Annotated in this window: 26 protein-coding genes; 14 read left to right on the forward strand and 12 right to left on the reverse strand. The window is 58.7% G+C overall.

Features of this window, described 5'->3' with window-relative positions:
- Positions 1-12 precede the first annotated feature (12 nt).
- From phnE (AC2FFP_RS13960) to AC2FFP_RS13975, 4 genes are read left to right on the forward strand one after another with little or no spacing between them, the layout of a single operon-like run.
- The gene (phnE, locus tag AC2FFP_RS13960) at positions 13-894 is read left to right on the forward strand and encodes a phosphonate ABC transporter, permease protein PhnE (RefSeq protein WP_496767156.1); all 882 of its coding nucleotides are present in this window, start codon (positions 13-15) and stop codon (positions 892-894) included.
- The gene (gene phnE / locus AC2FFP_RS13965) at positions 891-2,258 is read left to right on the forward strand and encodes a phosphonate ABC transporter, permease protein PhnE (RefSeq protein WP_496767155.1); all 1,368 of its coding nucleotides are present in this window, start codon (positions 891-893) and stop codon (positions 2,256-2,258) included. Before phnE (AC2FFP_RS13960) ends, phnE (AC2FFP_RS13965) begins: the two co-directional genes overlap by 4 nt.
- Positions 2,259-2,282: 24 nt before the next feature.
- Complete coding sequence (locus AC2FFP_RS13970; RefSeq protein ID WP_496881167.1) at positions 2,283-2,903, forward strand: LbetaH domain-containing protein; 621 nt, start codon at positions 2,283-2,285, stop codon at positions 2,901-2,903.
- On the forward strand, positions 2,900-3,064 hold the full coding sequence (locus AC2FFP_RS13975; protein ID WP_496767153.1) for a hypothetical protein: 165 nt from the start codon (positions 2,900-2,902) through the stop codon (positions 3,062-3,064). Before AC2FFP_RS13970 ends, AC2FFP_RS13975 begins: the two co-directional genes overlap by 4 nt.
- Here the strand turns inward: AC2FFP_RS13975 and phnF are convergent.
- Entirely contained in the window at positions 3,061-3,771 is a 711-nt protein-coding gene (gene phnF, locus AC2FFP_RS13980) for a phosphonate metabolism transcriptional regulator PhnF (RefSeq protein ID WP_496767152.1), read from the reverse strand. The genes AC2FFP_RS13975 and phnF overlap by 4 nt on opposite strands.
- Before the next feature lie 103 nt (positions 3,772-3,874).
- Here phnF and phnG point away from each other — a divergent pair, with 103 nt between their 5' ends.
- Genes phnG through AC2FFP_RS14020 form a run of 8 tightly spaced genes read left to right on the forward strand, consistent with a single transcriptional unit; the run spans position 3,875 to position 9,181 of the window.
- Positions 3,875-4,333: a phosphonate C-P lyase system protein PhnG gene (gene phnG / locus AC2FFP_RS13985; RefSeq protein ID WP_496767151.1), complete on the forward strand. Its 459-nt coding sequence runs from the start codon at positions 3,875-3,877 to the stop codon at positions 4,331-4,333.
- Positions 4,333-4,908, forward strand: coding sequence for a phosphonate C-P lyase system protein PhnH (gene phnH, locus AC2FFP_RS13990; RefSeq protein ID WP_496767150.1), 576 nt, complete (start codon positions 4,333-4,335; stop codon positions 4,906-4,908). Before phnG ends, phnH begins: the two co-directional genes overlap by 1 nt.
- A gap of 3 nt (positions 4,909-4,911) precedes the next feature.
- Complete coding sequence (locus AC2FFP_RS13995; RefSeq protein ID WP_496881168.1) at positions 4,912-6,003, forward strand: carbon-phosphorus lyase complex subunit; 1,092 nt, start codon at positions 4,912-4,914, stop codon at positions 6,001-6,003.
- A 28-nt stretch (positions 6,004-6,031) separates the two neighbouring features.
- Positions 6,032-6,304, forward strand: coding sequence for a hypothetical protein (locus tag AC2FFP_RS14000; RefSeq protein WP_496767148.1), 273 nt, complete (start codon positions 6,032-6,034; stop codon positions 6,302-6,304).
- The gene (locus tag AC2FFP_RS14005) at positions 6,301-7,161 is read left to right on the forward strand and encodes an alpha-D-ribose 1-methylphosphonate 5-phosphate C-P-lyase PhnJ (RefSeq protein WP_496740115.1); all 861 of its coding nucleotides are present in this window, start codon (positions 6,301-6,303) and stop codon (positions 7,159-7,161) included. The genes AC2FFP_RS14000 and AC2FFP_RS14005 overlap by 4 nt, the downstream gene beginning before the upstream one ends.
- Positions 7,158-7,928, forward strand: a complete 771-nt coding sequence (gene phnK, locus AC2FFP_RS14010) for a phosphonate C-P lyase system protein PhnK (protein ID WP_496706870.1) — start codon at positions 7,158-7,160, stop codon at positions 7,926-7,928. The genes AC2FFP_RS14005 and phnK overlap by 4 nt, the downstream gene beginning before the upstream one ends.
- Before the next feature lie 24 nt (positions 7,929-7,952).
- Positions 7,953-8,636 (forward strand): phosphonate C-P lyase system protein PhnL, encoded by a 684-nt coding sequence (phnL, locus tag AC2FFP_RS14015; protein ID WP_496706868.1) that lies wholly within the window; start codon positions 7,953-7,955, stop codon positions 8,634-8,636.
- On the forward strand, positions 8,633-9,181 hold the full coding sequence (locus AC2FFP_RS14020; RefSeq protein ID WP_496881169.1) for a ribose 1,5-bisphosphate phosphokinase PhnN: 549 nt from the start codon (positions 8,633-8,635) through the stop codon (positions 9,179-9,181). Before phnL ends, AC2FFP_RS14020 begins: the two co-directional genes overlap by 4 nt.
- On the opposite strand, the gene AC2FFP_RS14025 is transcribed toward AC2FFP_RS14020, so the two are convergent.
- Positions 9,163-9,846: a DUF1045 domain-containing protein gene (locus AC2FFP_RS14025; protein ID WP_496844447.1), complete on the reverse strand. Its 684-nt coding sequence runs from the start codon at positions 9,844-9,846 to the stop codon at positions 9,163-9,165. The two genes, AC2FFP_RS14020 and AC2FFP_RS14025, sit on opposite strands and share 19 nt — an antisense overlap.
- 52 nt (positions 9,847-9,898) lie before the next feature.
- On the opposite strand from AC2FFP_RS14025, the gene AC2FFP_RS14030 reads away from it, so the two are divergent.
- Positions 9,899-11,038 (forward strand): alpha-D-ribose 1-methylphosphonate 5-triphosphate diphosphatase, encoded by a 1,140-nt coding sequence (locus AC2FFP_RS14030; protein WP_496779628.1) that lies wholly within the window; start codon positions 9,899-9,901, stop codon positions 11,036-11,038.
- Here the strand turns inward: AC2FFP_RS14030 and AC2FFP_RS14035 are convergent, their stop codons facing one another.
- From AC2FFP_RS14035 to AC2FFP_RS14065, 7 genes are read right to left on the reverse strand one after another with little or no spacing between them, the layout of a single operon-like run.
- Positions 11,039-11,515: a class I SAM-dependent methyltransferase gene (locus AC2FFP_RS14035; RefSeq protein WP_496767142.1), complete on the reverse strand. Its 477-nt coding sequence runs from the start codon at positions 11,513-11,515 to the stop codon at positions 11,039-11,041.
- Positions 11,516-11,529: 14 nt separating this feature from the next.
- Positions 11,530-12,285, reverse strand: coding sequence for a polysaccharide deacetylase family protein (locus AC2FFP_RS14040; protein ID WP_496767141.1), 756 nt, complete (start codon positions 12,283-12,285; stop codon positions 11,530-11,532).
- Entirely contained in the window at positions 12,282-13,424 is a 1,143-nt protein-coding gene (locus tag AC2FFP_RS14045; protein WP_496767140.1) for a glycosyltransferase family protein, read from the reverse strand. Before AC2FFP_RS14045 ends, AC2FFP_RS14040 begins: the two co-directional genes overlap by 4 nt.
- Positions 13,421-14,005, reverse strand: a complete 585-nt coding sequence (locus AC2FFP_RS14050) for a histidine phosphatase family protein (RefSeq protein WP_496767139.1) — start codon at positions 14,003-14,005, stop codon at positions 13,421-13,423. Before AC2FFP_RS14050 ends, AC2FFP_RS14045 begins: the two co-directional genes overlap by 4 nt.
- Entirely contained in the window at positions 14,002-15,078 is a 1,077-nt protein-coding gene (locus AC2FFP_RS14055) for a glycosyltransferase family 4 protein (protein WP_496779621.1), read from the reverse strand. The genes AC2FFP_RS14050 and AC2FFP_RS14055 overlap by 4 nt, the downstream gene beginning before the upstream one ends.
- Positions 15,078-16,325, reverse strand: coding sequence for a glycosyltransferase family 4 protein (locus tag AC2FFP_RS14060; RefSeq protein ID WP_496844449.1), 1,248 nt, complete (start codon positions 16,323-16,325; stop codon positions 15,078-15,080). Before AC2FFP_RS14060 ends, AC2FFP_RS14055 begins: the two co-directional genes overlap by 1 nt.
- Positions 16,322-17,536 carry a glycosyltransferase family protein gene (locus tag AC2FFP_RS14065; protein ID WP_496844450.1) on the reverse strand — a complete coding sequence of 405 codons (1,215 nt, stop codon included), beginning with the start codon at positions 17,534-17,536 and terminating at the stop codon, positions 16,322-16,324. Before AC2FFP_RS14065 ends, AC2FFP_RS14060 begins: the two co-directional genes overlap by 4 nt.
- 357 nt (positions 17,537-17,893) lie before the next feature.
- Here AC2FFP_RS14065 and AC2FFP_RS14070 point away from each other — a divergent pair, with 357 nt between their 5' ends.
- Complete coding sequence (locus AC2FFP_RS14070; protein WP_496844451.1) at positions 17,894-20,269, forward strand: mechanosensitive ion channel domain-containing protein; 2,376 nt, start codon at positions 17,894-17,896, stop codon at positions 20,267-20,269.
- 88 nt (positions 20,270-20,357) lie between these two features.
- On the opposite strand, the gene AC2FFP_RS14075 is transcribed toward AC2FFP_RS14070, so the two are convergent.
- The 3 genes from AC2FFP_RS14075 to AC2FFP_RS14085 are packed head-to-tail and all read right to left on the reverse strand — an operon-like array spanning position 20,358 to position 23,889.
- Positions 20,358-21,713: a CoA transferase gene (locus AC2FFP_RS14075; RefSeq protein WP_496881170.1), complete on the reverse strand. Its 1,356-nt coding sequence runs from the start codon at positions 21,711-21,713 to the stop codon at positions 20,358-20,360.
- Positions 21,710-22,864, reverse strand: a complete 1,155-nt coding sequence (locus AC2FFP_RS14080; RefSeq protein ID WP_496767134.1) for an ABC transporter permease — start codon at positions 22,862-22,864, stop codon at positions 21,710-21,712. The genes AC2FFP_RS14075 and AC2FFP_RS14080 overlap by 4 nt, the downstream gene beginning before the upstream one ends.
- Entirely contained in the window at positions 22,861-23,889 is a 1,029-nt protein-coding gene (locus tag AC2FFP_RS14085; protein WP_170561146.1) for an ABC transporter permease, read from the reverse strand. The genes AC2FFP_RS14080 and AC2FFP_RS14085 overlap by 4 nt, the downstream gene beginning before the upstream one ends.
- Between the last annotated feature and the right edge of the window lies 1 nt (position 23,890).

Consider the following 23,890-nt stretch of genomic DNA (forward strand, 5'->3'; position numbering starts at 1 on the left):
CAGGAGCATTCCATGACAGACCTGACCGTAGGGTCCCCCAGCGTCGACCAGATCCGGGCCGACTATTCCGAGATGACACGACGCAAGAGGGTCTATGGTGGTATCCTTCTGATCGTATTCGTGGCGATGATGGCCGCGGGTTTCCGTACTGCAGACGACCGCAATGCCGGCAGCTTTGTCGACGGCTGGCACCGTATCCTCGACTACCCGACCGAGGTTCTGTCGGAAGCATGGGAAAAGATCGGCGCGATGCCGGAGAACCTTGTGAAGTTTTTCCCGGCTCTGGTCGAGACACTCAATATCGCTGCGGCTTCGACGCTGATAGGGGCCATCGCTGGGACGTTTCTGGCGCTGATGTCCACGCGTGGCATGGCATTGTGGCCCTCACTTATCCCGCTGTTTCGCCGCATCGCTGATATTTTTCGCGCGGTGCCTGAAATCGTTATCGCTTTGGTTTTGATCTTTGTGCTGGGCGGTGGTCCGGTGCCCGCAATGATTGCCATCGCAATCCATACGGCAGGCGCGTTGGGGAAGCTTTTCTCGGAAGTGAACGAAAATGCCTCGCTGAAACCGGTCGAGGGGCTTCATTCGGTCGGCGCGAACTGGTCTCAGCGGATGTATCTTGGCGTGATCCCACAGGTTGGACCGAACTATGTCAGCTATGCGCTGCTTCGGTTCGAGATCAACATTCGCGCCTCGGCCATTCTGGGTTTTGTTGGCGCCGGCGGGCTGGGTTATGAGCTGCGCAACGCGATGTCCTGGGGGCAGGGGCGTTATGACGAAGCTGCCGCCATCTTCCTTCTGCTGTTCGTCACGATTGTTGTTGTCGATCAGATATCGGGTCTGCTGCGTGAGCGCCTGACCCACGGTTCCGAGAAAGGAGCACGGGCATGAGCACTTTTGCCACCGACCTGACCGCCGATGAGTTGAAGGCTGAGGCTGCCCGTTTGTTCAACCGCAAACGGCTGACCAACTTTGGATTGCCCGCGCTTGTTTTTGTCTATCTGATTTACGTGTTCTTTGCTTTCGACGTGTCTGGAATGGCCGAGCGTGCGAACTGGGAGAACGGCAAAACGCTGATTGCAGACAGCTACAGCTACAAAACGCATGTTTCGCGTGACAATCGCACCGGCGAGGTTTCAACCGCCATCGAAGGTGAACGCAAGGGCCGCTACCCCGACGGTGAGGCTCCGGGCTGGGTGAGTTTAGGCGAAACTACAGTCATTGATCTGGAAGACGGCCACATCGTCCGCTTTGGTCCCGAGACGGTGGAATACGATATCCCCGGCTATGGCACCGTCCGCGCGACACCGACCCGCTCTGCCGGTGTTCAGGCTGAACTGCCCGCAGGCGAGGTGCCGGATTGGATCAACGTCTCAAAAAACCGCATGGCGATTACAACGGATGCGGGGCGTCTGACCGTGACACGCAACCGGTCCGAGGTCTTCCGCTATTTCAATGGGTGGGAACTGTTCTGGTTCACGCTCGACAGCCCTTATTACGGCAAATCCCTCCCGGAACTGGCGGGCCTCGCCGCAAAGGGTGAGGGCGGGGCAATCCTGAATGACTTCTGGACCAACAAGATGTGGCGGCATCAGGACGTGGCCTGGGCCATTTTTGAAACCATCCTGATGGCATTTCTCGGCACGTTAGGCGCGGGTATGATCGCATTGCCTTTGGCGTTTTTCGCCACGCGCAATTTCAACCCGCTAAAATCCATTCGGTTCCTGACGCGCCGTGTGTTTGACTTTGTGCGCGGTGTGGACGCGCTGATCTGGACGGTTGTGTTGGCGCGTGCCTTTGGACCTGGTCCACTCACCGGCGCGCTGGCCATTCTGGTGACCGATACCGGAACCTTCGGCAAAATCTTCTCGGAAGCGCTGGAAAATGTGGACCAGAAACAGATCGAGGGCGTGCAGTCCACAGGGGCCAATGCACCGCAACGCTATCGTTATGGTGTGATCCCACAGGTGACGCCGGTGCTGCTAAGTCAGTTGCTCTACTTCCTTGAATCCAACACCCGCAGCGCCACGGTGGTCGGTGCGATCACCGGTGGTGGTATCGGTCTGTTGTTGACGCAAGCGATCATCACCCAGAAGGATTGGGAAGAGGTCGCCTATTACATCGTTCTGATCATCCTGATGGTGATGCTGATGGACTGGTTCTCGGGCTGGCTGCGCCGACGGCTTATCCAGGGAGAGACAAGCAAGATACGCAAAGCTCGGGACACAAAGGCAAAGTCGTTCTTTTTGCCGTGACTCATGACCAAGGACCACAAAACCATGGCACGACTGCGTTCTGACCAACCGTTTATCCATCCTGATTGCCAAATCTCGGGTAGTTCCTTCGGTGAATTTGTCGAAATTGGTGCGGGAAGCCGCGTTGTAGACTCTGCTTTCGGCGACTATTCGTATTGCGACCGGACCTGTGACATTGCCAATGCTGAGATCGGCAAGTTTGCCAATATCGCCAGTTTCACACGGATCGGTGCGACAGATCATCCGATGGAAAAGGCGTCATTGCATCACTTCCTGTATCGCTCAGCAGATTACTGGGATGATGCCGAGGATGACGCGGATTGGTTCAAACATCGCGCCAGCCGCATCGCCCGGATCGGCCATGATACCTGGATTGGGCATGCGGCGATTATCAAACCTGAAGTGACCATTGGGCACGGCGCGGTGGTTGCCTCGGGGTCTGTCGTCACCAAGGATGTAGCGCCTTATACAATTGTAGGCGGTGTGACGGCCAAACCGATCCGTACCCGGTATCCGGTTGGCGTGGCCGAGCGCATGATGAACCTGGCCTGGTGGGATTGGGACAATGCCCGTCTGCGCGCGGCCCTGCCGGATTTCCGCACATTGAGCGCCGAGGCATTTCTGGAAAAATACGAACCGATTTGAATAGGCAAGAGCTGAAATCTCCCGCGCCCGCACCTGCATCGGCTTTGCCGATACAGGCTGGCGGCCTTGGGCGCGGCACCGCGTTTCACGCGGCGCTATGCCCAACAGGATATGACCGCCGTCAGGAGGTCGAAGACGGGCGGGAGGGCGCTGCGGCCTAGTCCTCGTTCAGGGTCAGGGTGACCCGATCTCCGGCAAATACGGTTCGCCCGAATTCAACCGGCAGACCATTGGGATCTGCGTTAATACCGACGGAAAACAGAACAGGCGCACCTTCTGTCAGTCGCAGATGCAGGGCCTGTGTTGCCGTCGCCGCGCGCGCTGTCAGGCGTGTCGAGACGCGGGTGTAATCCTTAACACCGCAGTGCTGAAGAGCTTTCGTTACTGATTGTGTTTCGGACAGCGCCTCAAGAATGCCGGGCAAGCGGTCCGCGGGAAAGACACTTTGGAATAGCCCGATCGGCTGCCCATCCGCCAGAGACAGCCCATCATAAACGTGCACCTGATCGCCTGAAGCGATCTCCAGGGCCTCTGCTTCTGTTTCATCTGCGGCGCGCGTTGTGAGTGTCAGGATCTTTTTGCCGGGGATTTTACCGCTGGCCGAGATGCTCTTGTGGTATCGGACGCGCTTGCCGATGGCATAATCGGTCGGACGTGCCGCCACAAAGACACCGGCGCCGCGACGGGCATGCACCAGACCTTGGTCCGCCAGATCCGACAGTGCACGCCGTACCGTGTGGCGGTTGACCCCGTGTTTTGCTGCCAGTTGTGCCTCGGTCGGCAGGCGGTCGCCGGTGTCGTACCGACCCTCTGCAATGTCCGATGTGAGATTCAGCGCGATGCCTTTCCAAACGGGTGTTTTTCTCATGTCACCAAAACTTCACAAGGTTGCGGATTGCCAGACGTGGTGGCGGGATGTAATATTTGTCTAGTTGTATAGTTCAGATAGACAACCCGGCCAAGAGGCTTTGATGGCAGATCAAACAAATATTTCGAATGCGGCGCGGCAGGATTGGATGAGCCTGTTGGCGCGGGCCCCTGAAGGCGCATTGATGAAGCTTTGGGGTGGCTACGAAGACCGCCCGGACTTTGAATGGCTGCGCAGCCCCGAAGTAGGCGGTGTCATGGTGCGCGGGCGCACGGGTGGCACGGGTGCCCGGTTCAATCTTGGCGAAATGACCGTCACGCGGTGTTCGCTGGTGTTGCAGGACGGAACGATTGGGCATGGATACGTGCAGGGCCGGTCCAAGCCCAAGGCCGAAACGGCCGCCTTGATTGATGCGCTGATGCAGACCCCTGCTGCGGATGCGATCCAGGATCAGGTGATTGCGCCGCTCAAAAAGCAGATGCAAGCCGCCAGAACAGACCGCGCTGCCAAAGCCGCCGCGACAAAGGTCGAGTTCTTTACATTGGTAAGGGGAGAAGATTGATGACGGCACAGCTCCAGTATTCCGGTGGATTTCAGAACGCACCAGTGCAGGCTGCACATGCGTTCCGTGCCGCGATGACCGTGATGGCCCGGCCCGGCGAAATCCGTGAATTGAAAGGCGTGCAGCCGCCGAACCCCTTGTCGATCGCAGCAGGAACGCTTTTGCTGACGTTGAGTGACCCCGAGACAAAGGTCCATCTGGCTGGCGCCTTCAACACCGATGCGGTGCGCGCATGGCTGACCTTTCACACCGGAGCGCCCCTGTCACAGGCAGCTGACGCGGATTTTGCTGTTGGGACATGGACCCAGCTTGGGCCATTGGGCACATACCGCATCGGAACAGCAGAATACCCAGATCGCTCGGCCACCTTGATTGTTGAATGTGACGCGCTGCAACAAGCAGGTGCTATTCTAAGTGGTCCGGGGATCAAAGACACTGCGCGGCTATCCTTGCCGGATGCCCCGGCATTGCAGGCCAACGCGGCTTTGTACCCGCTTGGATGTGACTTCTTTTTTACTTGCGGCGACCGGGTGGCGGCCCTGCCTCGCAGTACCCAAATCAGTGTGGAGGCCTAGGCAATGTATGTTGCAGTCAAGGGTGGCGAGACGGCCATCGAAAACGCACATGCCTGGTTGGCGGAAGAGCGGCGCGGCGCAACCGACATTGACGAACTGAGCATCGCCCAAATCCGGGAACAGCTGGGTCTGGCGGTCAATCGGGTGATGGCCGAGGGGTCCTTGTACGACCCCGATTTGGCGGCCCTGGCCATCAAACAATCGCGCGGTGATCTGATCGAAGCGATCTTTCTGATCCGGGCCTACCGGACGACATTGCCGCGATTTGGCTATTCGAACCCGGTTAAGACTGATGAGATGGCGTGTGATCGCCGGATTTCGGCCACGTTCAAGGATGCGCCGGGTGGGCAGGTGCTGGGGCCAACCTTTGACTACACGCACCGCCTGCTGGACTTCAAATTGGCCGCAGAAGGTGAGGTTCCGGCTGCGCCTACGGCGCAACTCCGCACCGAGGCGACGCCGCATATCACTGAGTTCCTGAAGGGCGAGGACATCATTCAGGATGAACCCGCCAGTGACACCACCCCGGGTGATCTGACCCGCGAACCGATGGAGTTTCCGTCGAACCGCCCCCTGCGTCTGCAATCCCTGACCCGCGGGGATGAGGGGTTTGTACTGGGCATGGCCTATTCAACGCAACGCGGTTACGCCCGTAACCACGCATTCGTCGGTGAGTTGCGGATCGGTAAGGTCGCAGTGGAAATGGACATCCCGGAACTGGGTTTCGCCATCGACATCGGCGAAATCGAATTGACCGAATGCGAGACGGTGAACCAGTTCAAAGGTTCCAAGACGGAACCCCCGCAATTCACCCGTGGCTATGGTTTGGTGTTTGGTCAGTCTGAACGGAAATCCATCGCGATGGCTTTGGTGGATCGCGCCCTGCGTTGGGAAGAGTTGGGCGAAGACAATCTGGGCGCACCCGCGCAGGACGAGGAATTCGTGCTCAGCCACGCGGACAACATTCAGGCGACGGGTTTCCTCGAGCATATCAAGCTGCCGCACTACGTGGATTTCCAGTCCGAGCTGGAACTTGTTCGCAAACTACGGCGCGAAGCCGAAGAACGGATGCAGCCGAAAGAAGCTGCGGAATGATGGCGGAGCCAAAGGAAAGGGGGCATCAATGAACTGGATAGCGCCCGCATATGCGCGGCGGCAAGCCACGCTGGGGATTTTACCAACCCGCCTTATTGGCGTCGCAGGTTTCTACCGGGTGGCGAGTCCGTGCGCGCGCCAACCGAACTCCATTCGCCATTTGGATCCCGCTTTTGCGCACGACGTCGTCGCTTCGCATGACGAGAGTGAAAGAAAAGATACACCAATAGCGCCAATAACAGTGCGCCCAACAGAAATACGTCCACAAAAACACCAAAAACAAAGTGATACATCAAAATGAATGAGTATAACTTCGCATATTTGGACGAACAAACCAAGCGAATGATCCGGCGCGCCATTCTGAAAGGTCTGGCTGTGCCCGGTTATCAGGTGCCATTCGCCAGCCGTGAAATGCCTATGCCATATGGCTGGGGCACCGGTGGCGTGCAGGTTTCAGCTGCTACATTGACGCCCGAGGACACGTTTAAAGTGATCGATCAGGGTGCCGATGACACCACCAATGCTGTGTCGATCCGCAAGTTTTTTGAGAACACGGCAGGTGTGAAAACGACCGAGGAAACCGAAAAGGCCACGGTAATCCAGACCCGCCACCGCATCCCCGAGGCGAAGCTGCGCAAGGACCAGATCATCGTTTATCAGGTGCCGATCCCGGAACCTCTGCGCTTTCTGGAACCGCGTGAGACCGAGACACGCAAGATGCACAGCCTTGAAGAATATGGGCTGATGCATGTGAAGCTGTACGAGGACATCAGCCAGCACGGGGCGATTTCGACCGCATATGCCTATCCGGTGAAAGTGTCGGACCGCTATGTGATGGATCCGTCGCCGATCCCGAAATTCGACAATCCAAAACTGGAGATGGACGCGATCCAGCTGTTTGGTGCGGGACGTGAACAGCGGATTTACGCGGTTCCGCCGCATACCAAGGTCGTCAGTCTGGATTTCGAGGATTACCCGTTTGAGGCCACCAAAGCCGATCACCCATGCGATCTTTGTGGGGCAGAGGATAGCTATCTCGACGAAGTGATCATGGATGATGCAGGCAACCGGATGTTCGTCTGTTCCGACACCGATTATTGCCGGTCTCGCCGCGAAGCGGGCCACAAGGGCCGATTGGCCGAGGAGAATGCGGCATGACCCCCTTATTGCAGGTCAAAGGCATCGAAAAGCGCTATGGCGCGCGGATCGGGTGCTCGGATGTGAGTTTTGATCTCTTCCCTGGAGAAGTAATGGGGATCGTGGGTGAAAGCGGATCGGGCAAGTCGACGCTGTTGAATTGCATGGCCGGTCATCTGGAACCCGATGCAGGGCAGGTGATTTTTGACACACGTGCTGATGGTCCAGTGGATACGGTCACCATGTCCGAACCGGAACGTCGGATGCTGAGCCGTACGGACTGGGCCTTTGTACATCAGCATGCGCGCGATGGCCTGCGGATGTCGGTCAGTGCTGGCGGCAATATTGGTGAGCGTCTGATGGCGGTGGGGGATCGCCACTATGGCGACATCCGGGACCGTGCGATCGACTGGCTGGGCCGGGTTGAGATTGAGGAATCTCGTGTGGATGACCGTCCGTCGGCCTTTTCTGGCGGGATGCAGCAGCGATTGCAGATTGCCCGCAATCTGGTCACGGGGCCGCGCCTCGTGTTCATGGATGAACCAACGGGCGGGCTGGATGTTTCCGTTCAGGCGCGTCTGCTGGATCTGCTGCGCGGGTTGGTGCGTGAGATGGGGTTGAGCGCGATCATCGTCACCCATGACCTCGCCGTCGTACGCCTGCTGGCGGATCGACTGATGGTGATGAAAAGCGGTCAAGTGGTTGAGGCCGGGTTGACCGATCAGGTTCTGGACGATCCACAACATGCCTACACGCAGTTGCTCGTGTCCAGCGTTCTGCAGGTTTGAGTATTTGGAAAAAGATGAAGTGCTATGATTGAGCTTATCAATGTCAGCAAGAGTTTTACCCTGCACAATCAGGGTAGTGCCGTAATTCCGGTGATGCAGGGTGCATCTCTGAATGTCGCCGCAGGTGAATGCGTCGCCCTGACCGGGGCTTCAGGCGCAGGGAAATCAACACTGATGCGGGTGGTCTATGGAAATTATCTGGCCGCATCAGGCCGGGTCCTTGTCGGTGGTCTGGACGTCGCCAAGGCCGAACCGCGCGAAATTCTGGCTTTGCGGCGCGAGACGCTCGGCTATGTCAGTCAGTTCCTGCGCGTGGTCCCCAGAGTTCCGACGCTTGAGGTGGTGGCCGAGCCGCTGTTGGCCGTTGGCTGCGACAAGCAAGCGGCGCTGGACAAGGCGGCGGGTTTGTTGCGGCGGTTGAACATTCCCGAAAGACTGTGGAGCCTAAGCCCGACCACTTTTTCGGGCGGTGAGCAGCAGCGGGTGAACATCGCACGTGGATTTGCGCATGATTACCCTGCGATGCTGTTGGACGAACCGACTGCCTCACTGGATGCGCAAAATCGCGAAACGGTACTGTCTTTGATCGAAGAGGCCAAAGAACGCGGCGCGGCGATTGTTGGCATTTTCCACGATATCGAAGCGCGCAGCCGGGTCTGTGATCGCGAGATCAACGTGTCTGAATTCACCCCGGGGATGGTCGCGTGAGCCTTGCGCCGGTCATAGCCGTTGTTGGTCCGTCAGGTGTCGGCAAAGACAGCGTCATGGAGGCGTTGGTGGCGGCGTCGCCAGGTACCTTGCGGGTTCGCCGGGTGATTACCCGCCCCGAGGGCGAAGAAGGCGAAGATTTTGATCGCGTGTCGGTCGAAATCTTCGAGCAGATGGCTCTGGACGGAGCCTTTGCGTTGCACTGGAGCGCGTATGGATTGCACTATGGCATCCCGATTGAAATCGAAGACCAACGGCAAACGGCGAATGCTCTGTTGGTCAATCTGTCCCGTTCGGTTTTGTTGAACGCGAAGGCGGTTTTTGGCGACCTGATCGTGATTTCGCTGACAGCGGACCCTGAGGTGCTGGCGCAGCGCCTCTTTATACGCGGGCGGGAAAGCGCCTCTGATCAGGCGCGTCGTTTGGGACGGGCTGGTATGCCCTTGCCCGACGGGCTGAACCGTGTGATCGAAGTTGATAATTCCGGGCCGCTGGAAGTCACGATTGATGCGATCCTTTCCGGGCTTCAACCGGAAAGGGCGTAGCGATGTATCAGATGAAACCTCCCATCTTCGGCTTCGCCCATAAGCGCCAGATCCTTGATCTGACAGGGGGCGGGCAGCAGGGGGACCAGCTGGTCCTCCAATGCGGCCTGAACGGTTTTCAGCGTGGGTTTGTCCAGTTTTCCGCTGAGGGTGATGTGAAAGCGGAACGTGTCCATCACGTAAGGGTAACCCCAACGCTGCAGGTTGGCGTCCTGTTCAGGCGTCAGGCCCGAGGCACGTCGGCGGTCCAGTTCCGCGGCGGATGCGGGGGCGCGGAAGCTGTCAAGTTCGCGGACGCAAGCCGCTGCAAGCGCGTTCAGCGCGTCGGTATAACCTACCGGCCGCAGGGCCAGAAAACGACCCAGCCGGGCGATCTCGAACCCGTCCAGCGTGACGGGCGGTTGCGTTCCGGCCAACCGTTTGCAGACATCTTGCAAGTCGGTCAGAGATTGCCCCTTGTTCAGGCGAAACGGCGGCTTCAACGTCGCGTGAAGACCGTATTTGCGCGGAACATCGGTCGCGGCTCCGACGTCCACGCCGTCAATGACAGGATGCGCAACTTCCGTTCCGGCTTCCATGTCCCAGCCCAACCATTGGGTCGCAAAGCTTGTCCATTCGGCCTGAGCCGGTGGCGCAAAATAGATCGCGTATCGCGTGAATGTCACATTGGCCTCCTATGCGTGGCCTTTCCAATAGCTCAAACCTTGTGAAGTTCAGATGACAGAAGAAATGATACTTGCCAATGCCACGCTTGTTCTTCCCGATGAGACGGTCGTGGGCAGCCTTCGGTTTGTGGGGGATACGATTGCTGAGGTTGCGACCGGCGCAACTGTTCCCGCTGGTGCAATTGACTGCGAAGGCGATTATGTCTGCCCCGGTCTGGTCGAACTGCACACCGATAATCTTGAGCGCCACATTCAGCCGCGGCCCAAGGTCGACTGGCCTCATGCCGCCGCTATTCTGGCCCATGATGCCGAACTGGCCAGTACCGGGATCACGACCGTGTTCGACGCGATGCGGATAGGCTCGATCCCGTCCGGGCAACGCTATGTCAAATACGCGCGCGGTCTGTCGCATGAGCTGTGGCAGTTACGGGAACAGGATGCATTGAAGATCAGCCATTTTCTGCATTTGCGGGCCGAGGTCTGCTCGGAAACCCTGGCCGAAGAATTAAACGAATTTGGGCCCGAAGACCGTGTTGGCCTAGTCTCACTCATGGACCACACGCCCGGACAACGACAGTTCCGCGATATGTCGAAACTGGAAGCGTATCTGAAAGGCAAACTGGGGCTTGAGGGCGATGGATTTCTGCAACACGTGGCCGACCTCAAGGCGATGCGCGACCGCTATGGTGATCTGCACGAGGTTGAGACGGTAAAAGCAGCCAAACGGTTTGGTGCAATGCTGGCCAGCCATGATGACACGACGGACGAACAGGTGCGCGTATCGGCCGGTCACGGGATCACCCTTGCCGAGTTCCCGACCACGGTCGAGGCCGCGCGATCCTGCCAAGACCACGGTATCAAGGTGATGATGGGCGCACCCAATGTGATCCGGGGCGGGTCGCATTCCGGCAATGTCGCTGCGCATGAACTGGCACAGTTGGGCCATCTCGACATACTGTCCTCGGACTATGTGCCCTCCGCATTGTTGCTGTCCGCTGTGAAACTGGGCGAGATGTGGGGTGATTTTGCCCGCGGTTTGAAAACCGTGACAAAGACACCGGCAGAGGTCGTTGGGCTGGATGATCGTGGTGAGTTGCGGGCGGGCACCCGGGCGGACGTCATCCGGTTCCGGATGCGCGAAGGCACTCCTGCGTTGAATGGCGTTTGGTCGCGCGGACGGCGCGTAGCCTGATCAGGCCCTGTAGAACAAGTAACGGTCCGGCGCGATGGTGTCCGGGCCGCTTATCTGTTCAAAGCCAACCAAAGGTTGGCCCGAGATTAGCAGACCACCGGGCAACATCACCTGCGCAATCAGAGGGCTGAGGCGCGCGGCTTCGGCAACGTCTTCTTCCTTGACACCCCGCCCGAAATCGTAGTGACCGAAAGCGATCCTGGGTCCACCTTCTGCCAGCTTCTGCAGCATCAGCTCGGCCTCACCTTGCAAAAAATCTTCCGCTGGCGGTGTGCTGGACGGATGGCACTGCAGCACGCGGTCCATGACCCAGATCCTCCGATCCGGCAGAATTTCCCGCAGGTGATCATAAGTGCGCCCGTTTCCAAGGCCCATATCCAGCACGTCGCCTGCCATACCCGAGATCTGATCTACCGCCCAATTCAAACCGTCACGTTGTGCGGTCAGGCGGCGCAGCATGGAATCCAGTCGGCTCATTCAGATCTCCGTTTTCAATCGGCTTGGGGGGCTGACCAGACAAAGCCCGGCCCGTTCAGCAGCCGGTGCAGCAGGTCGTGGGTAAAGGCCCAGATGTCCTCATCATGAACCAGATGGTGGGTCAAGATGCCAAAGGGCTCGGCGTTGTCCGCGCGACCCTCGCGGCGATCTTGCAGCAGCAGAGTGGTTTTGGCGATCAACATGTCCGGGTCGGCCAGTCCGCGTGATCCGCGCCAGTCGATTGGATCCAGATGCGTGTTGATCTGGGCCAATCCGGGCGCTGCCTGCGGGCTGGACCGTGGCGTGGCGGTCGATAAGATACGATACCCCGCTGCGGGCAATTCCTGAACCACCTCTGGCGCTATGCGGTTCCATGGCGGCACGAACATCGGGCACAATCGATCTGCAAACAGGGTGCGCAGCCGCGATATCCCTGAACCGATATCCCCAGTGATATCGTCCATGGGCCGGTGCAGGCGGAATTCGGATTTCTTTTCATCCGGTGGTGCGTGGTTCTGATGGGCCCAACCGTGCACGACCGGGATCAAGTTTGGCTGGGCAGTTACATACTCGATCAGCGTGTCTTGGGCATCGCGGGGGATGATCGCCAGATGAACGGGCACCTCAAGGTGGTCTGACATCGCGGTCAAGCGATCAAGCTGCGGCGTTGTGGAAACCGCATCATCGTCGCGCCACCACAAAGGCAGTGCCAGTCCTTGTTGAAGCCAGATATCCAACTCATCCGACAAACTGCGCCAGTCAACACTCATCTGCGGCGCTCCAAAAGTCCTTTGGCGATGCGTACGGATTGCGCTGCGCCATCGAACCCCTGATCTGAGACCGGACGAGTTTCCGATGAAATCACGCGGCCCACGGCCTGGGCCAGTAGATCTCCGTTCAATTCTTTGCTTGAGATGATATCTATGGCGGGCATTTCCGCAAGGGTGCGGGCGCGGAGGCTCTGCTCGACCTCATTGCCATCATCAAATGGAATGAACACTGCAGGGGTTCCTGCTTGCAGAATATCCAATGCTGTATTGTAGCCGCACATGCTGACCGAAGCCGCCGCGTGGGGCAGCATCTGGCGAAAATCGGGCCGCACCGGTTCCAAAGTGACAGGGGCATCCGTCACTTGCTTCCGCAGTTCGGTAATGCGTGCCTTTGCATCCTGTCCGCCGACCAACAGGCGCCAGTGCCTGTTGGACATCTTTCGGGCGGCCTCGATGGCCGCGCGAAAGATCGGCTGCCCAACCGAACCGCCGCCTGCGCTGACAAGCACCTCGCCTTTGCCGGTTGCATCCTTGTGCGGTGCTGGAGCCAGTGGAGCCACGAAACCCGTGTAAAACAGGCGGCCCTCCAGTTGCTCAGACACAGGCCAACTGACGTTCAACGGGACAACGCTCTGGTCCGAATGGACAAGGATGCCGTCGTAATGCTCTGCGATAATCTGCTCCGCCCGCTCTGCCTTTGAGGGTTTTGACGGCGGTGCCAGAATGTCACGGATCGATCCCAGAATTATCGGGCGCGGGCGTATTTCACGAGCGGTCTCCAACGCGGCTGAAAATTCACCTGCCAGAGACCTGCGGCCAAACGGATAAAGCTCGGTGATCAGAACATCCGGTGCAAAGCTGCGAATTGCTTCAACCAGCGCAGTCTTGCGCGCCGCGAAATACCCCTCATCCGCCACCGTTCCGGCTTGTGTCAAAAGACGGGTGAAATCAGTGCCATCCGAGCGCAAAGGGGGCAGTCCCAACAACGTCATTCCGGACGTGTCCAATTGAGGAGCAGGCATCCCGCCAGAGACCACGAAGGTATCATGCCCATCCGCGACAAAGGCTCGGCCCAGCGTCAACGCGCGACTCAGGTGCCCGGTGCCCAGCAGGTGGGTGACAACAATCATGACCTTCATTCGCGGGGCCCCTGTCGCAGCAGGCGAACCGGTTCGGGCTGAGGCTGAAAACACTCCAGATCAATGACATAAAGGCGGTTGCGCTTGATCTTGAATGGGGCGGTGCCGTCAAAGTCCCATCCCCAGGCCGAGGCCAGAATGACGCGCATGATCCCAATGTGACACACGGCGACGGTGTCGCCCTGCAAACTGCCCAGCCAGGGTTGCAATCGCGCCCGCACGTCCGCCGGGCTTTCGCCGTTTGGTGGGCAATAGTCCCAGCCCCAATCCTCGATATGGCGATATCCGCTGTCTGCTTCTGCAATCAGGTCAACGCCGCGCTTGCCTTCCCAATCGCCCCAGTTCATCTCGGTCAGGGCTTCGGACACGATAGGCTCGCGCCCCGCGACCAATGCGGCGGTTTCGCTGGCGCGCTGCAGGGGGCTGGACCAGAGCGCGGCCTTGTTCCACGGATCGGGAAGCTCATAACCGGCCAGTTCAGTGCGCGCGTCCTCGTCCAGCGGAATGTCACTGCGGCCCTGAATACGGCCTGCGCGATTCCAATGGGTGTGGCCGTGACGCAAAAGAGCAAGTTGGCTCATGCGGTGCCTCCGATCAAAGGCCGCGCAGCCTGCCAGAACCGTTCGGTTGCGGCGGGCATCAGGTGGCGGTTGGACACGTATCCCTGGGCTGTCGTACCAAGCGAACGACGCAGGGCAGGGTCGCCAATCAGCGTCTGTAGCCTGGCGGCAAGCGCTTCGGGTCCTGCTTCGACCTCGGGATAGTTGGCCGGCGCCAGAACATCGCGGACACCGGGCCTGTTCTGCGCAACAACCGGAACTCCGCTGGCCTGCGCCTCAAGGTAAATCATGCCATATGCCTCATTCACGCCGGGCCACACCAAGATGGATGCATTTGCGTATATGTTTTGCAAGGCGTCGCGATCCAGTTGCCCCAGAATCCGCACCTTCGAGCCAAACGGCACCATTAGGTCTTTGATCTCAGCCCGCGCAGGTCCATCCCCTGCAATATCCAAAGCCCAATCCCCGTTTAAATGCGACAGGGCCTGCGCCAGCAGTTGGTACGACGCCAGTTTGTCGCCATGCCGCATCATTCCCACCGCCAGCATTGGCCCGTCACATGAGGAAGCGGGCGGCAGGCTCGAGATTGGCAAAAAGGGCGGCAATTCGACCAGACGCTGATCCTCGAATTTTTCACGTTCCAGCGTGATTAGATCGTTGGCCGTGTGGTAAAAAATGACGTTCGCCGCGTCGCAGGCTTCATGTGCGGCTTGTGCAAAGCCGGACCATGGGCCGCGTAACCTGCTGGTTGCACGGGTACTTTCCAATTGCACATAAGGGATGCCTCGAGCGGCGCACACTTTAGGGCCCAGCAGATCGGGGGCCTTGTAGTAGTTGTGATAGGTCACCCACAAATCCGTGTCGTGGATCATGTCCGCGATCAGTCGCCGGGATTCGGCATCGGCGTCAGAGCAGAGACGTTGTTGAACCGCCGGATCGCCCGTTTTGTCATAAATGCGCAATTCCGAGACGAGATTGACCTCATCGCCCTGTGCCCCGATCGCCCTGATCAGATTGCGCGCCATTTCCCTGTCTCCCGACGGCACCGGGCTGTCCGGTGATTTCATCGGTGAGAAAAAGGCGACGCGGGCCATCAGTCTTTGCCCGCGCCCAACGCGCTGAGCCTTTTGGACAACAGGGCTATGCCGGGGTCCATACGGAACTCGGCGATCAAGCGGGAATAGGCAGCGTTGGCCATAGATGCAGTACGCTCAGGAGCGGCGGCCAATTCGGTGATCGCGCTGGCAAGTGCGGCCGGGTTGTCATCGGACAAAACGCCATGCGTCCCGGTTTCTATGAATTCCGGAATGGCGGAAACCGGTGTCGACAGGATCGGCAACAGCTGCGACGCAGCCTCCATCAGAACATTTGGCAACCCGTCGCGATCTCCGTCAGCCGCGATCCGGCTGGGCAGCACGAACAGATCAGATGTGCGCATCGCCTCGATCACTTCGGGCTGGTCACAGGCCCCCTTCCAGGTGATCCGGTCTGCGATACCTTGGGCCTCAGCCCGTTCGCGCAGCGCATCACCAAGCGCACCGCCGCCAATATGTGTCCAGTGCCAGTCCAGCGAATTGGGTAGCATGGCGAACGCATCGATCAGGCGATCAAAGCCCTTCTTCTCGACCAGACGACCGACGGAGAGCATGTGAAACGGCCCATCCGGTGCCCGAGCTGCGCGGGTCGGCGGATCGGGAAAACGGCTCAGGTCCAAGCCATGATAGATCAAATCGACCCGAGCCGGATCATCGGCCAAACTTCGCAAGTGTTCGGCCCCGATGGCAGTACAGGTTGCGCCAAAAGCGGCCCCATTCGTGGTGGCCTGCAGTTTTTCGGCTTTCTCCCAGTCGGGTGACGTCCAGATGTCTTTGGCGTGTGCCGAAAAGCTCCAGGGCAGGCCGCGCATGATGGCGGCGTAGCGTGCGACCGACGACGGCGTGTGCATGAAATGCGCATACATCACCTGCGTTTCCCCAGGCAACTCGGCGGCCAGAACACAGGCCTGCCCGAAACGCCGGATGCGGTTATGTGTCGGGTCGCGCCGCAGATCAGAGCGCCAGACCTTATAAGCCTCGGTATAGCCGGGTAGGGTCTGCGCGAGGTGGCGCGCGGCCCAGACGCGATCAGGTTCTTCGTACAGGTACTCGGGCAGGTAGTGAACCTGCCCCTTAAACCGGTCATGCAGCGGGTGGCGTTTGATGTCGGTCGGGTGGCGCAGGGACCAGATGTCAAAGCTGTGGCCCGCGTCCTGCAAGGCGACCAGTTCCTGTGCGATAAACGTCTCTGAAAGGCGCGGCCATCCTTTGACCAGCACCGCGAGCTTGGGTTTTCCTGACGTCATCCGGTGGCTCGTTCCCGTTCCCCACCAAGCAGCGCGTCGATGCGGCTTGTGACATAGTCCAGACCATCAAGCAGGCCGTCACGGATTGCCTGTGAAGGCAAGGGCTGATCGGGCAGATTGCGAATAGCCTCAATCATCGCGTCCGCAGTTAACCCGTCACGATTTTCGTCCAGCATTCTGACAAGTCCCAGACCTTCGGCGCGTGAGGCGCGGATCCACTGCTCCAGCCGCGGAGTCGTGCGCGGAACGATGACGGCGCGTTTGTCGAACGAGAGCACCTCGCAGAACGTATTGTAGCCGCCCATGCAGACCACACCTGCAGCGCCGGCAAACAGCGTTTCGATCTGCGATTCAAAGCCAACAGCCGTGACCCGACCATTCAGCGCAGCAACGCGGGTTTCGAAATCGTCGCGCAGCTCGCCCGACAGGAAGGGGCCGTAGACAAGGACAGCGCGCGGTGACAGGTTGGGGTCTTTTTCATAGGCGCACAAAACCTGGTTCACCATGGCTTTGCCGTCGCCGCCGCCACCGGGCGTAATCAGGATGTAGGGTTGTTCCGGCGGATCGCCTATCGGCCCAAGATCGCGGCGCAAATAACCAGTCCAATGGATACGCGACTGCGCGGCAGGGCTGAGCGGCAGGCCCTCGGTCGGATCATAAATCGAGCGCAGCCCGTACACCCAGATTTCGTCGTAGAATCTTTCGGTTGCTGCAATGGCTTCTTTCCGCTCCCACTCGGCGGCCAACACTTCGGGTTCATCCAAAACGTCACGCAGGCCCAGGACCATTTTGGTGCGGCGGGACCGCAGCAAATTTTCCAGGGTGGGCAACAGCTCGCTGCGGAAACCGGTTGGTTCCTTGTCGACGATAAGGACGTCAGGATCGAATTGCTGAACCGCCGTCTGGATAAGACCCGCCCGCAGCTCAGTCACTTCCTCGATGCCCATTCCAATTGTCTGGGATGCATAAGATCCATCGGCGCGTTTGGTCACTCCTGGCAAACGCACGTGGTCGACGCGACGCGGAAAGGTGAACCGCCCAGCCACGGGTGACCCGGTCAGGATCAGCGCCGATGCCGATGAGTCAGCCTGCGTCATCGCACCAGCCAGTGCACGGGATCGGCGCAAGTGACCCAACCCGAACGTATCGTGGCTGTAGAACAAGATGCGCGGCGCACGGCCGGTTGTATCGTTTTGTCTTCCTAGGCTCATGCCTTTGCCCAATTCAGTGTTCCGGTGCAACTCCGCGCGCTTGCACCCGTATCGTATATATTTTTTTTGGCCGCGTGCAAAATCACTGACCCCACCAGTCGTTACCGGCTTGTTTCGATTTTAGCCGTGGGTTTCGCATCTGCGCCCTGTTCTATATCAAATTTCCTGCCCATCCGTCATGATGACAGCGTCAGGTTGGTCATATTCAGTTTTTTCCGGGTTGCAAACACTTCTGTTCATAGCATGGTGCGGGGAACACGGCTTGATAAGATGTTGAGGCTGCGGGGGTTGAATATTTGAACCCGCCACCGGGCTTCGATAACCTGTGTTACGAATGGCGAACTGGAAAAATATCCGATGACACGAACATTGCTGGCTGGATTAACGTTTGTAATCTGGTCCCTTACTCTGGCGCTGGTCACTGGTGCAGTTGCGCAGACCTCTCTGATACCGGGGTATCCCTCAGCCGGGGGCAGCAGTTCGGAAACAGCCAGCGAAAGCGATCTGGCTACGGCGATCCGTTCCGCGACCGAAGCCGGGGCCAGTGTGATCGTCATCGACAGCGCCGGGCAAATCGTGTCTTCCGGCCAGCAAAACAGCGCCACCCCCGAGGCTGCACCCGGGGATCCGATGGGCGACGGTTCGCAGCTCATGAAAGCGCAGGAGCGGTTTTCGAGATTTCGCGACTCGATGAATTCACGGCTTCAGGCGCTGCCTTATTCGATCTTCGAGGTGCAATACATCCTGCGTCAGACCAGCCCGGATGGTCGAATACAGACCTATGTCGAGGTCCTGTTCTGGAACGTTCTCTTCCTTTTGATCGGACGATGGTTGTCGATTGAAATCTACGGCAAGCGTATCGCAAAGCGAATCGTCGTGGCGCGATCCAAGGAAGATCCGCAAGGCTATCGCGAGAAGATGCCGTTTTTGGTGTTCCGATTCCTGATGGGGATAGGCGCCACGATTTTCGCCATGGTGATGGCGCTTATCGTCGGTTTCGTGTTTTTCGGTGAGGCTGAGGACATCTCGATCCAGTTCACGGTCACAGCAATTTTTACCGCCTTCTTCCTGTCGCGTACCGTGTCTGATCTGTGGCGCATGGTTCTATCCCCGTATCTGAGCCAATATCGCTTGCCGCCTTTCTCGGATCGTGACGCCAAACGCCTGTATATCTGGGCTTCGGCGCTGGCGACCTACGACATTACCGTGGTGCTTTTTGCCACTTGGGTCGCTGATTTTGGGCTGAACTATAACGTCTACGCCTTGGTCTATGGCGGCCTGACCATGTTTGGTGCGATCGGCAATGTCCTGATGATCCTGTTCAACGCCCGCGCCATCTCGAACGCTATCCGCGGCGGGCGATCACCGGATCAGGTGTCGTGGATTCTGCGCCTAATCTCGTTCGCATGGGCGCCGGTGCTGATCCTTTACATGGTGTTCAGCTGGTTCAAACTGGCCGTCGACCTGGTGCTGGAAAATCAAAACTCGATCCCGATCGTGGCCAGCAGCTATGCTATCTTCATGTCGGTCGTGGTTGCCTATGGGGCCATGAACTATCTTCTGGAACGGTACTTCAATCGCAACAGCCAGCTGGACGCAATGAATGCCGATGCTGATGAGGCGGATGCCGAGGTTGAAGCGATCGAAACGCCGCAGGCCGAGATGCGCAAGCACTCGATCCTGACCTACGAAGATCTGGCGCGGCGGGTTGCCGGTATTCTGGCTTTTGTTGTCGGTCTGTATGCGTTGGTTGTCATCTGGAATCCGGATGCCAGCTGGAGCGAGGACCTGCCGATCGAGCGGGCGCTGGACGTGATGGTGATCCTCTTCATGGGTTACATCCTGTTCCATTTCTTCCGCATCGGGATCGACTCGAAGATCGCGCAGGAGATTGACGACGGCGGTGGTGAGGCTGAGCTGGGCGATGAAGGCGGAGAAGGTGGGCAAAGCCGCCTTGCAACATTGTTGCCCTTGTTCCGCGGGGCCATTCTGGCCGTAGTTGTTGTGACCATAGCGCTGATTGCCCTGATGGAATTGGGTATCAATGTCAGTCCGCTATTCGCGGGTGCTGGTGTCGTGGGCCTGGCCGTGGGCTTTGGGTCGCAGACATTGGTCCGCGATATCTTTTCGGGGGCGTTCTTCCTGATGGATGACGCGTTCCGCAAGGGTGAATACATCGACATCGGCGACGTGAAGGGAACGGTGGAAAAGATCTCGGTTCGGTCGTTCCAACTGCGTCACCATCTGGGCGCGCTGAACACCATCCCCTTTGGTGAGATCAAGGTTCTGACCAACTATTCACGCGACTGGGTGATCATGAAACTGCCGTTACGGGTGACGTATGACACCGATGTCGAGAAGGTGCGCAAGCTGATCAAGAAGTTGGGTCAAGAGTTGTTGAGCGACCCGGTGATCGGCGACAACTTTATCCAACCGCTGAAGTCGCAGGGCGTGATCGAAATGCAAGACTCTGCGATGATCATTCGGGTCAAGTTCATGACCAAACCGGGCGATCAATGGCTTGTGCGCAAGAAAGTCTATCAGGACATCCGGGAATTGTTCGCCCGCGAAGGCATCAAGTTCGCGCACCGTGAAGTCACGGTACGGTTGGCCGAGGGCAAGGAGTCGGAAGATCTGACGCCGAAGCAGCGAGAGGCTGTCACTGGTGCTGTGCAGGCTGCGATTGACGAGGACTATTTGGACGATATCGGCCCGGGTGGTGATGATCGCTGAGGGGGTCTCCCGCCCCTTTGGGTAACGTCTCTGGCGAGACGTGACCCAAAGCGTTGGGCCGGGCCGCGCGTACCGCGCGGCGGTTGGCTCAGGTGATGGCCGTGGCCCAGACCGGAGCCGACGTGCCTAGTTTAGGTGCAGGCTTGTCCCAGAACATCTTGGCCTCGCCAACGGTCAGAGCAGGTTTCAGGCGGTGACCGGCGCCCCAGCCAGATTCTTCGAGAGCTTGGCTGTAGTCTGACGGACTGGCACCGGTGATGACCTCTTTCGTGTCGGACTTGCCGAGAATGGCCAACAACTCGGCCGTGCGCGCGAGAGAGAGCTGGCCCAGCATGATCGCATTCCCCGAGGCGGCCTCAGCCAAGGCGGATAGCACAGCGGCGGCCATCAGATAGCCGGTTGCATGATCCAGCGCCTGAACCGGCAACGGAGTTGGTTTGTCCGCATTCGCCCAGTCACGGCCTGCATCCGCGATGCCTGCGCTCATCTGGACAAGGCTGTCGAACCCGCGCCGCGCAGCCCAAGGACCTTGCCAGCCATAAGCGTCGAGAGTGACTTCGACCCGGTTAGGGGCCAGTTCATCGCGCTTGGCCCTAGTCAGGCCGAGCGCATCCAAAGCACCGGGGCGATACCCGTGGACGAACACATCGGCCTGAGACAGCAACTCGTACAGCTTTTCCAAACCTGAGGGCGATTTCAGATCGAGGTAAGTGCAGGATTTACCCAAAGAGATATCGGGTATGACACCGGGCTCGTCCCAACAGGGTGGGTCGACACGCAGAACGTCAGCGCCAAAACCGGCGAGGGTTCGCGTTGAGACGGGCCCAGCCAGCACGCGTGTCAGGTCGAGGACGCGCAGTCCTGCCAAAGGGCGCTCAGCCGTGGCCTCGGATCGGTGTCGCAGTTTGATCTGTCGCGGGCTGTGCCAACCGATTAGTGGATCGCGTGACACGGCCCTACCTTGCGGATGCTCTAACCACACTGCTCGGCTGCGCATGGCTGCGGAAACGCCACCCTGGGCCACGATTGCCGATTCCAGCTCGCTGGCGGACCATTGCCGCACCACCTGAGAGACCGCGTCTCGATCTGCTTTGACCTCAAGGACCTTAAGTGCCGCCACCCGGTGGCGGGGCAGATTGGTGTGCAACCTGATCCAACCATCCGCAGTCTGGTAATCGCCCGCGACCGCATCCCAGAGGTTGGGCATCTCCCAACCATTGGGCTTGAAGGAATATTGGTACCAAAGCGAGGCCAGCCGGTGATCCACAGACACATCCGGGGCACTGGGCGACAGGTTCAGCGCCGTCATCAGACGAGCCAGTTCCTGACCCACCGCGCCGAAGGTTGCCGTCGCCAATTCAGATACCGCGTAGACGCTGGACCAAGCCCCGGCGCCCGTTTTGCGGTATCCGTCAGTTGCAGGAAGGGCTGAAATCAAGCTCATTGCTGGTATGGATCCAGACTGTCACGCAGCCCGTCACCCAGGAAATTGAAGGCCAGCACGATCACGATAATCGGTAGCATCGGGATTGCCGTCCAGGGGTATATCTCGATCGAGGCCAGGTTCTGCGCATCGTTCAACATCACACCCCAACTGACGGCCGGGGCCCGCAGGCCAAGACCCAGGAAGCTGAGCGCGGTTTCCCCGAGGATCATGGCCGGTATTGACAATGTGGCCGAGGCAATCAGGTGAGACATAAAGTTCGGCAGCAAGTGCTTACGGATGACACGGCCCGAGCTTGCACCCATCATCTCGGCGGCGCGGACGTATTCTTCTTCCCTGAGGGACAGGAATTTTGCGCGTACCGAACGGGCGAGGCCGGGCCAATCGAGAATCCCGAGGATGATCGAGATGATGAAGAAAACAGCAACCGGGCTCCAGTTTGAGGGCACCGCCGCCGATAGAGCAAGCCACAGCGGCAGTTCAGGTAGCGAGCGCAAGACCTCGATCACGCGGTTGATGACCCAATCGATCTTGCCGCCGAAATACCCCGCGATTGATCCAAAAAAGATGCCAAGGGTGAACGATACCGAAATGCCGATCAGGCCGACAGTCAGCGACAGTTGCGCACCGTACAGAATGCGGCTGAACACATCGCGGCCCAGACGATCGGATCCCCAAAGGAACAGTGTCGCGCCCTCTGGCGCGCAGAACAGGTGGGTGTCCGATTTTACAAGCCCGGCAAGCCTGTACTCGGTCCCCTCGCAGAAAAAGCGGATCGGGCGAGGGTCTTCTGTGTCGGGCACGAATTTCCACTGAAAGGTCTCAAGATCAGCTTCGGCCACGATCGGATAGACATGCGGGCCGATGAAGGAGCCATCGTGGAACCAATTGATGCTTTGTGGTGGGGCGTAAAGGTGTTCGCCGTTTCGTTCATTCGGACCGTAGGGGGCGATGAATCCAGCGAAGGGCAGCATCAGGTAGCAGAACAGCAGGAAGACGCCTGAAATCAAACCCAGCTTATGGGTTTTGAATTTCCGCCAGACCAGAACCCAGTTGGGTGCGTCCAGATCGGCGCGCTCTAACTGTTGCAGGGCGGCATCCGCGTCGAAAGGTGCATCGTCGACAAAGCGACCGTCGGTGTGTTTGGTCACGCTTCACGCCCCTCGTATCGAATACGCGGGTCCAGCATGACCAGCAAGATATCAGAGATCATGGTGCCGATCAGTGTCAGCAAGGCCACGAACATCAAAATGAAGGCAGACAGAAATTGGTCCTGGGTTTTGAGTGCGGTCAGCAAGGTCGGGCCGATGGTTTGCAGGCCAAGCACGACCGACACCAGAACCGATCCGGATACCATCGACGGCAGCAGGTTCCCGATATCTGCAACAAAAGGGTTGAACGCCACGCGCAGCGGATACTTTGTCAGCATTCGCGATGGCGCCATACCCTTGGCAATGGCCGTTTCCACATAAGGTTTGCCCAGTTCATCCAGCATGTTCGCACGCAGGCGCTGCATCATGGCTGATGCGCCAGATGTGCCAATGACAAAGGTCGGCACGATCAGGTGGACAAGAATGGACTTCAACTTTTCCCAGCTCATGGGCTGGCCTTCGAACGATGGGTCCATCAGGCCGCCGATAGGCAGGTTGAAGTAACGGTGGCCGTAGTAGAAGAGGATCAACGCCAGCAGGAAATTGGGCGTCGCCAGACCAAGGTAGCCAACAAAGGCCGACGTATAGTCGATCCAGGTCCGCGATTTTGCTGCAGCGAGGACACCCAGCGGCAGGGCAACGGCGTAAACAAACAGGATAGCGGCCAGATTGACCACAACCGTCAGCCACAAAGTATCACCAACGATTTCGGCCACGGGGCGGTCGAATTCAAAGGACCAGCCGTAGTTGCCTTGCAGCAGGCCTTCGAACCCGTGCGGACCGGGCCAGAAGCCCATCCAGATCAAGTATTGCTCCCATACGGGACGATCCAGAGCGTACTCCGCGCGCAGGAACTCGGCCTTGGCCACCCCGGCGGACTGGCCAGATGCCTGCAATTCCGCGATCTGATTGCTCAGATAATCGCCGGGTGGAAGGTTGATGATCACGAAGATCAGAACCGACACCACCAGCAAAGTCAGCAGCATCGTAAAAAAGCGATACACCGCATAGCGCAGCATTACCATT

Source organism: Ruegeria sp. YTSC004, assembly GCF_059609805.1.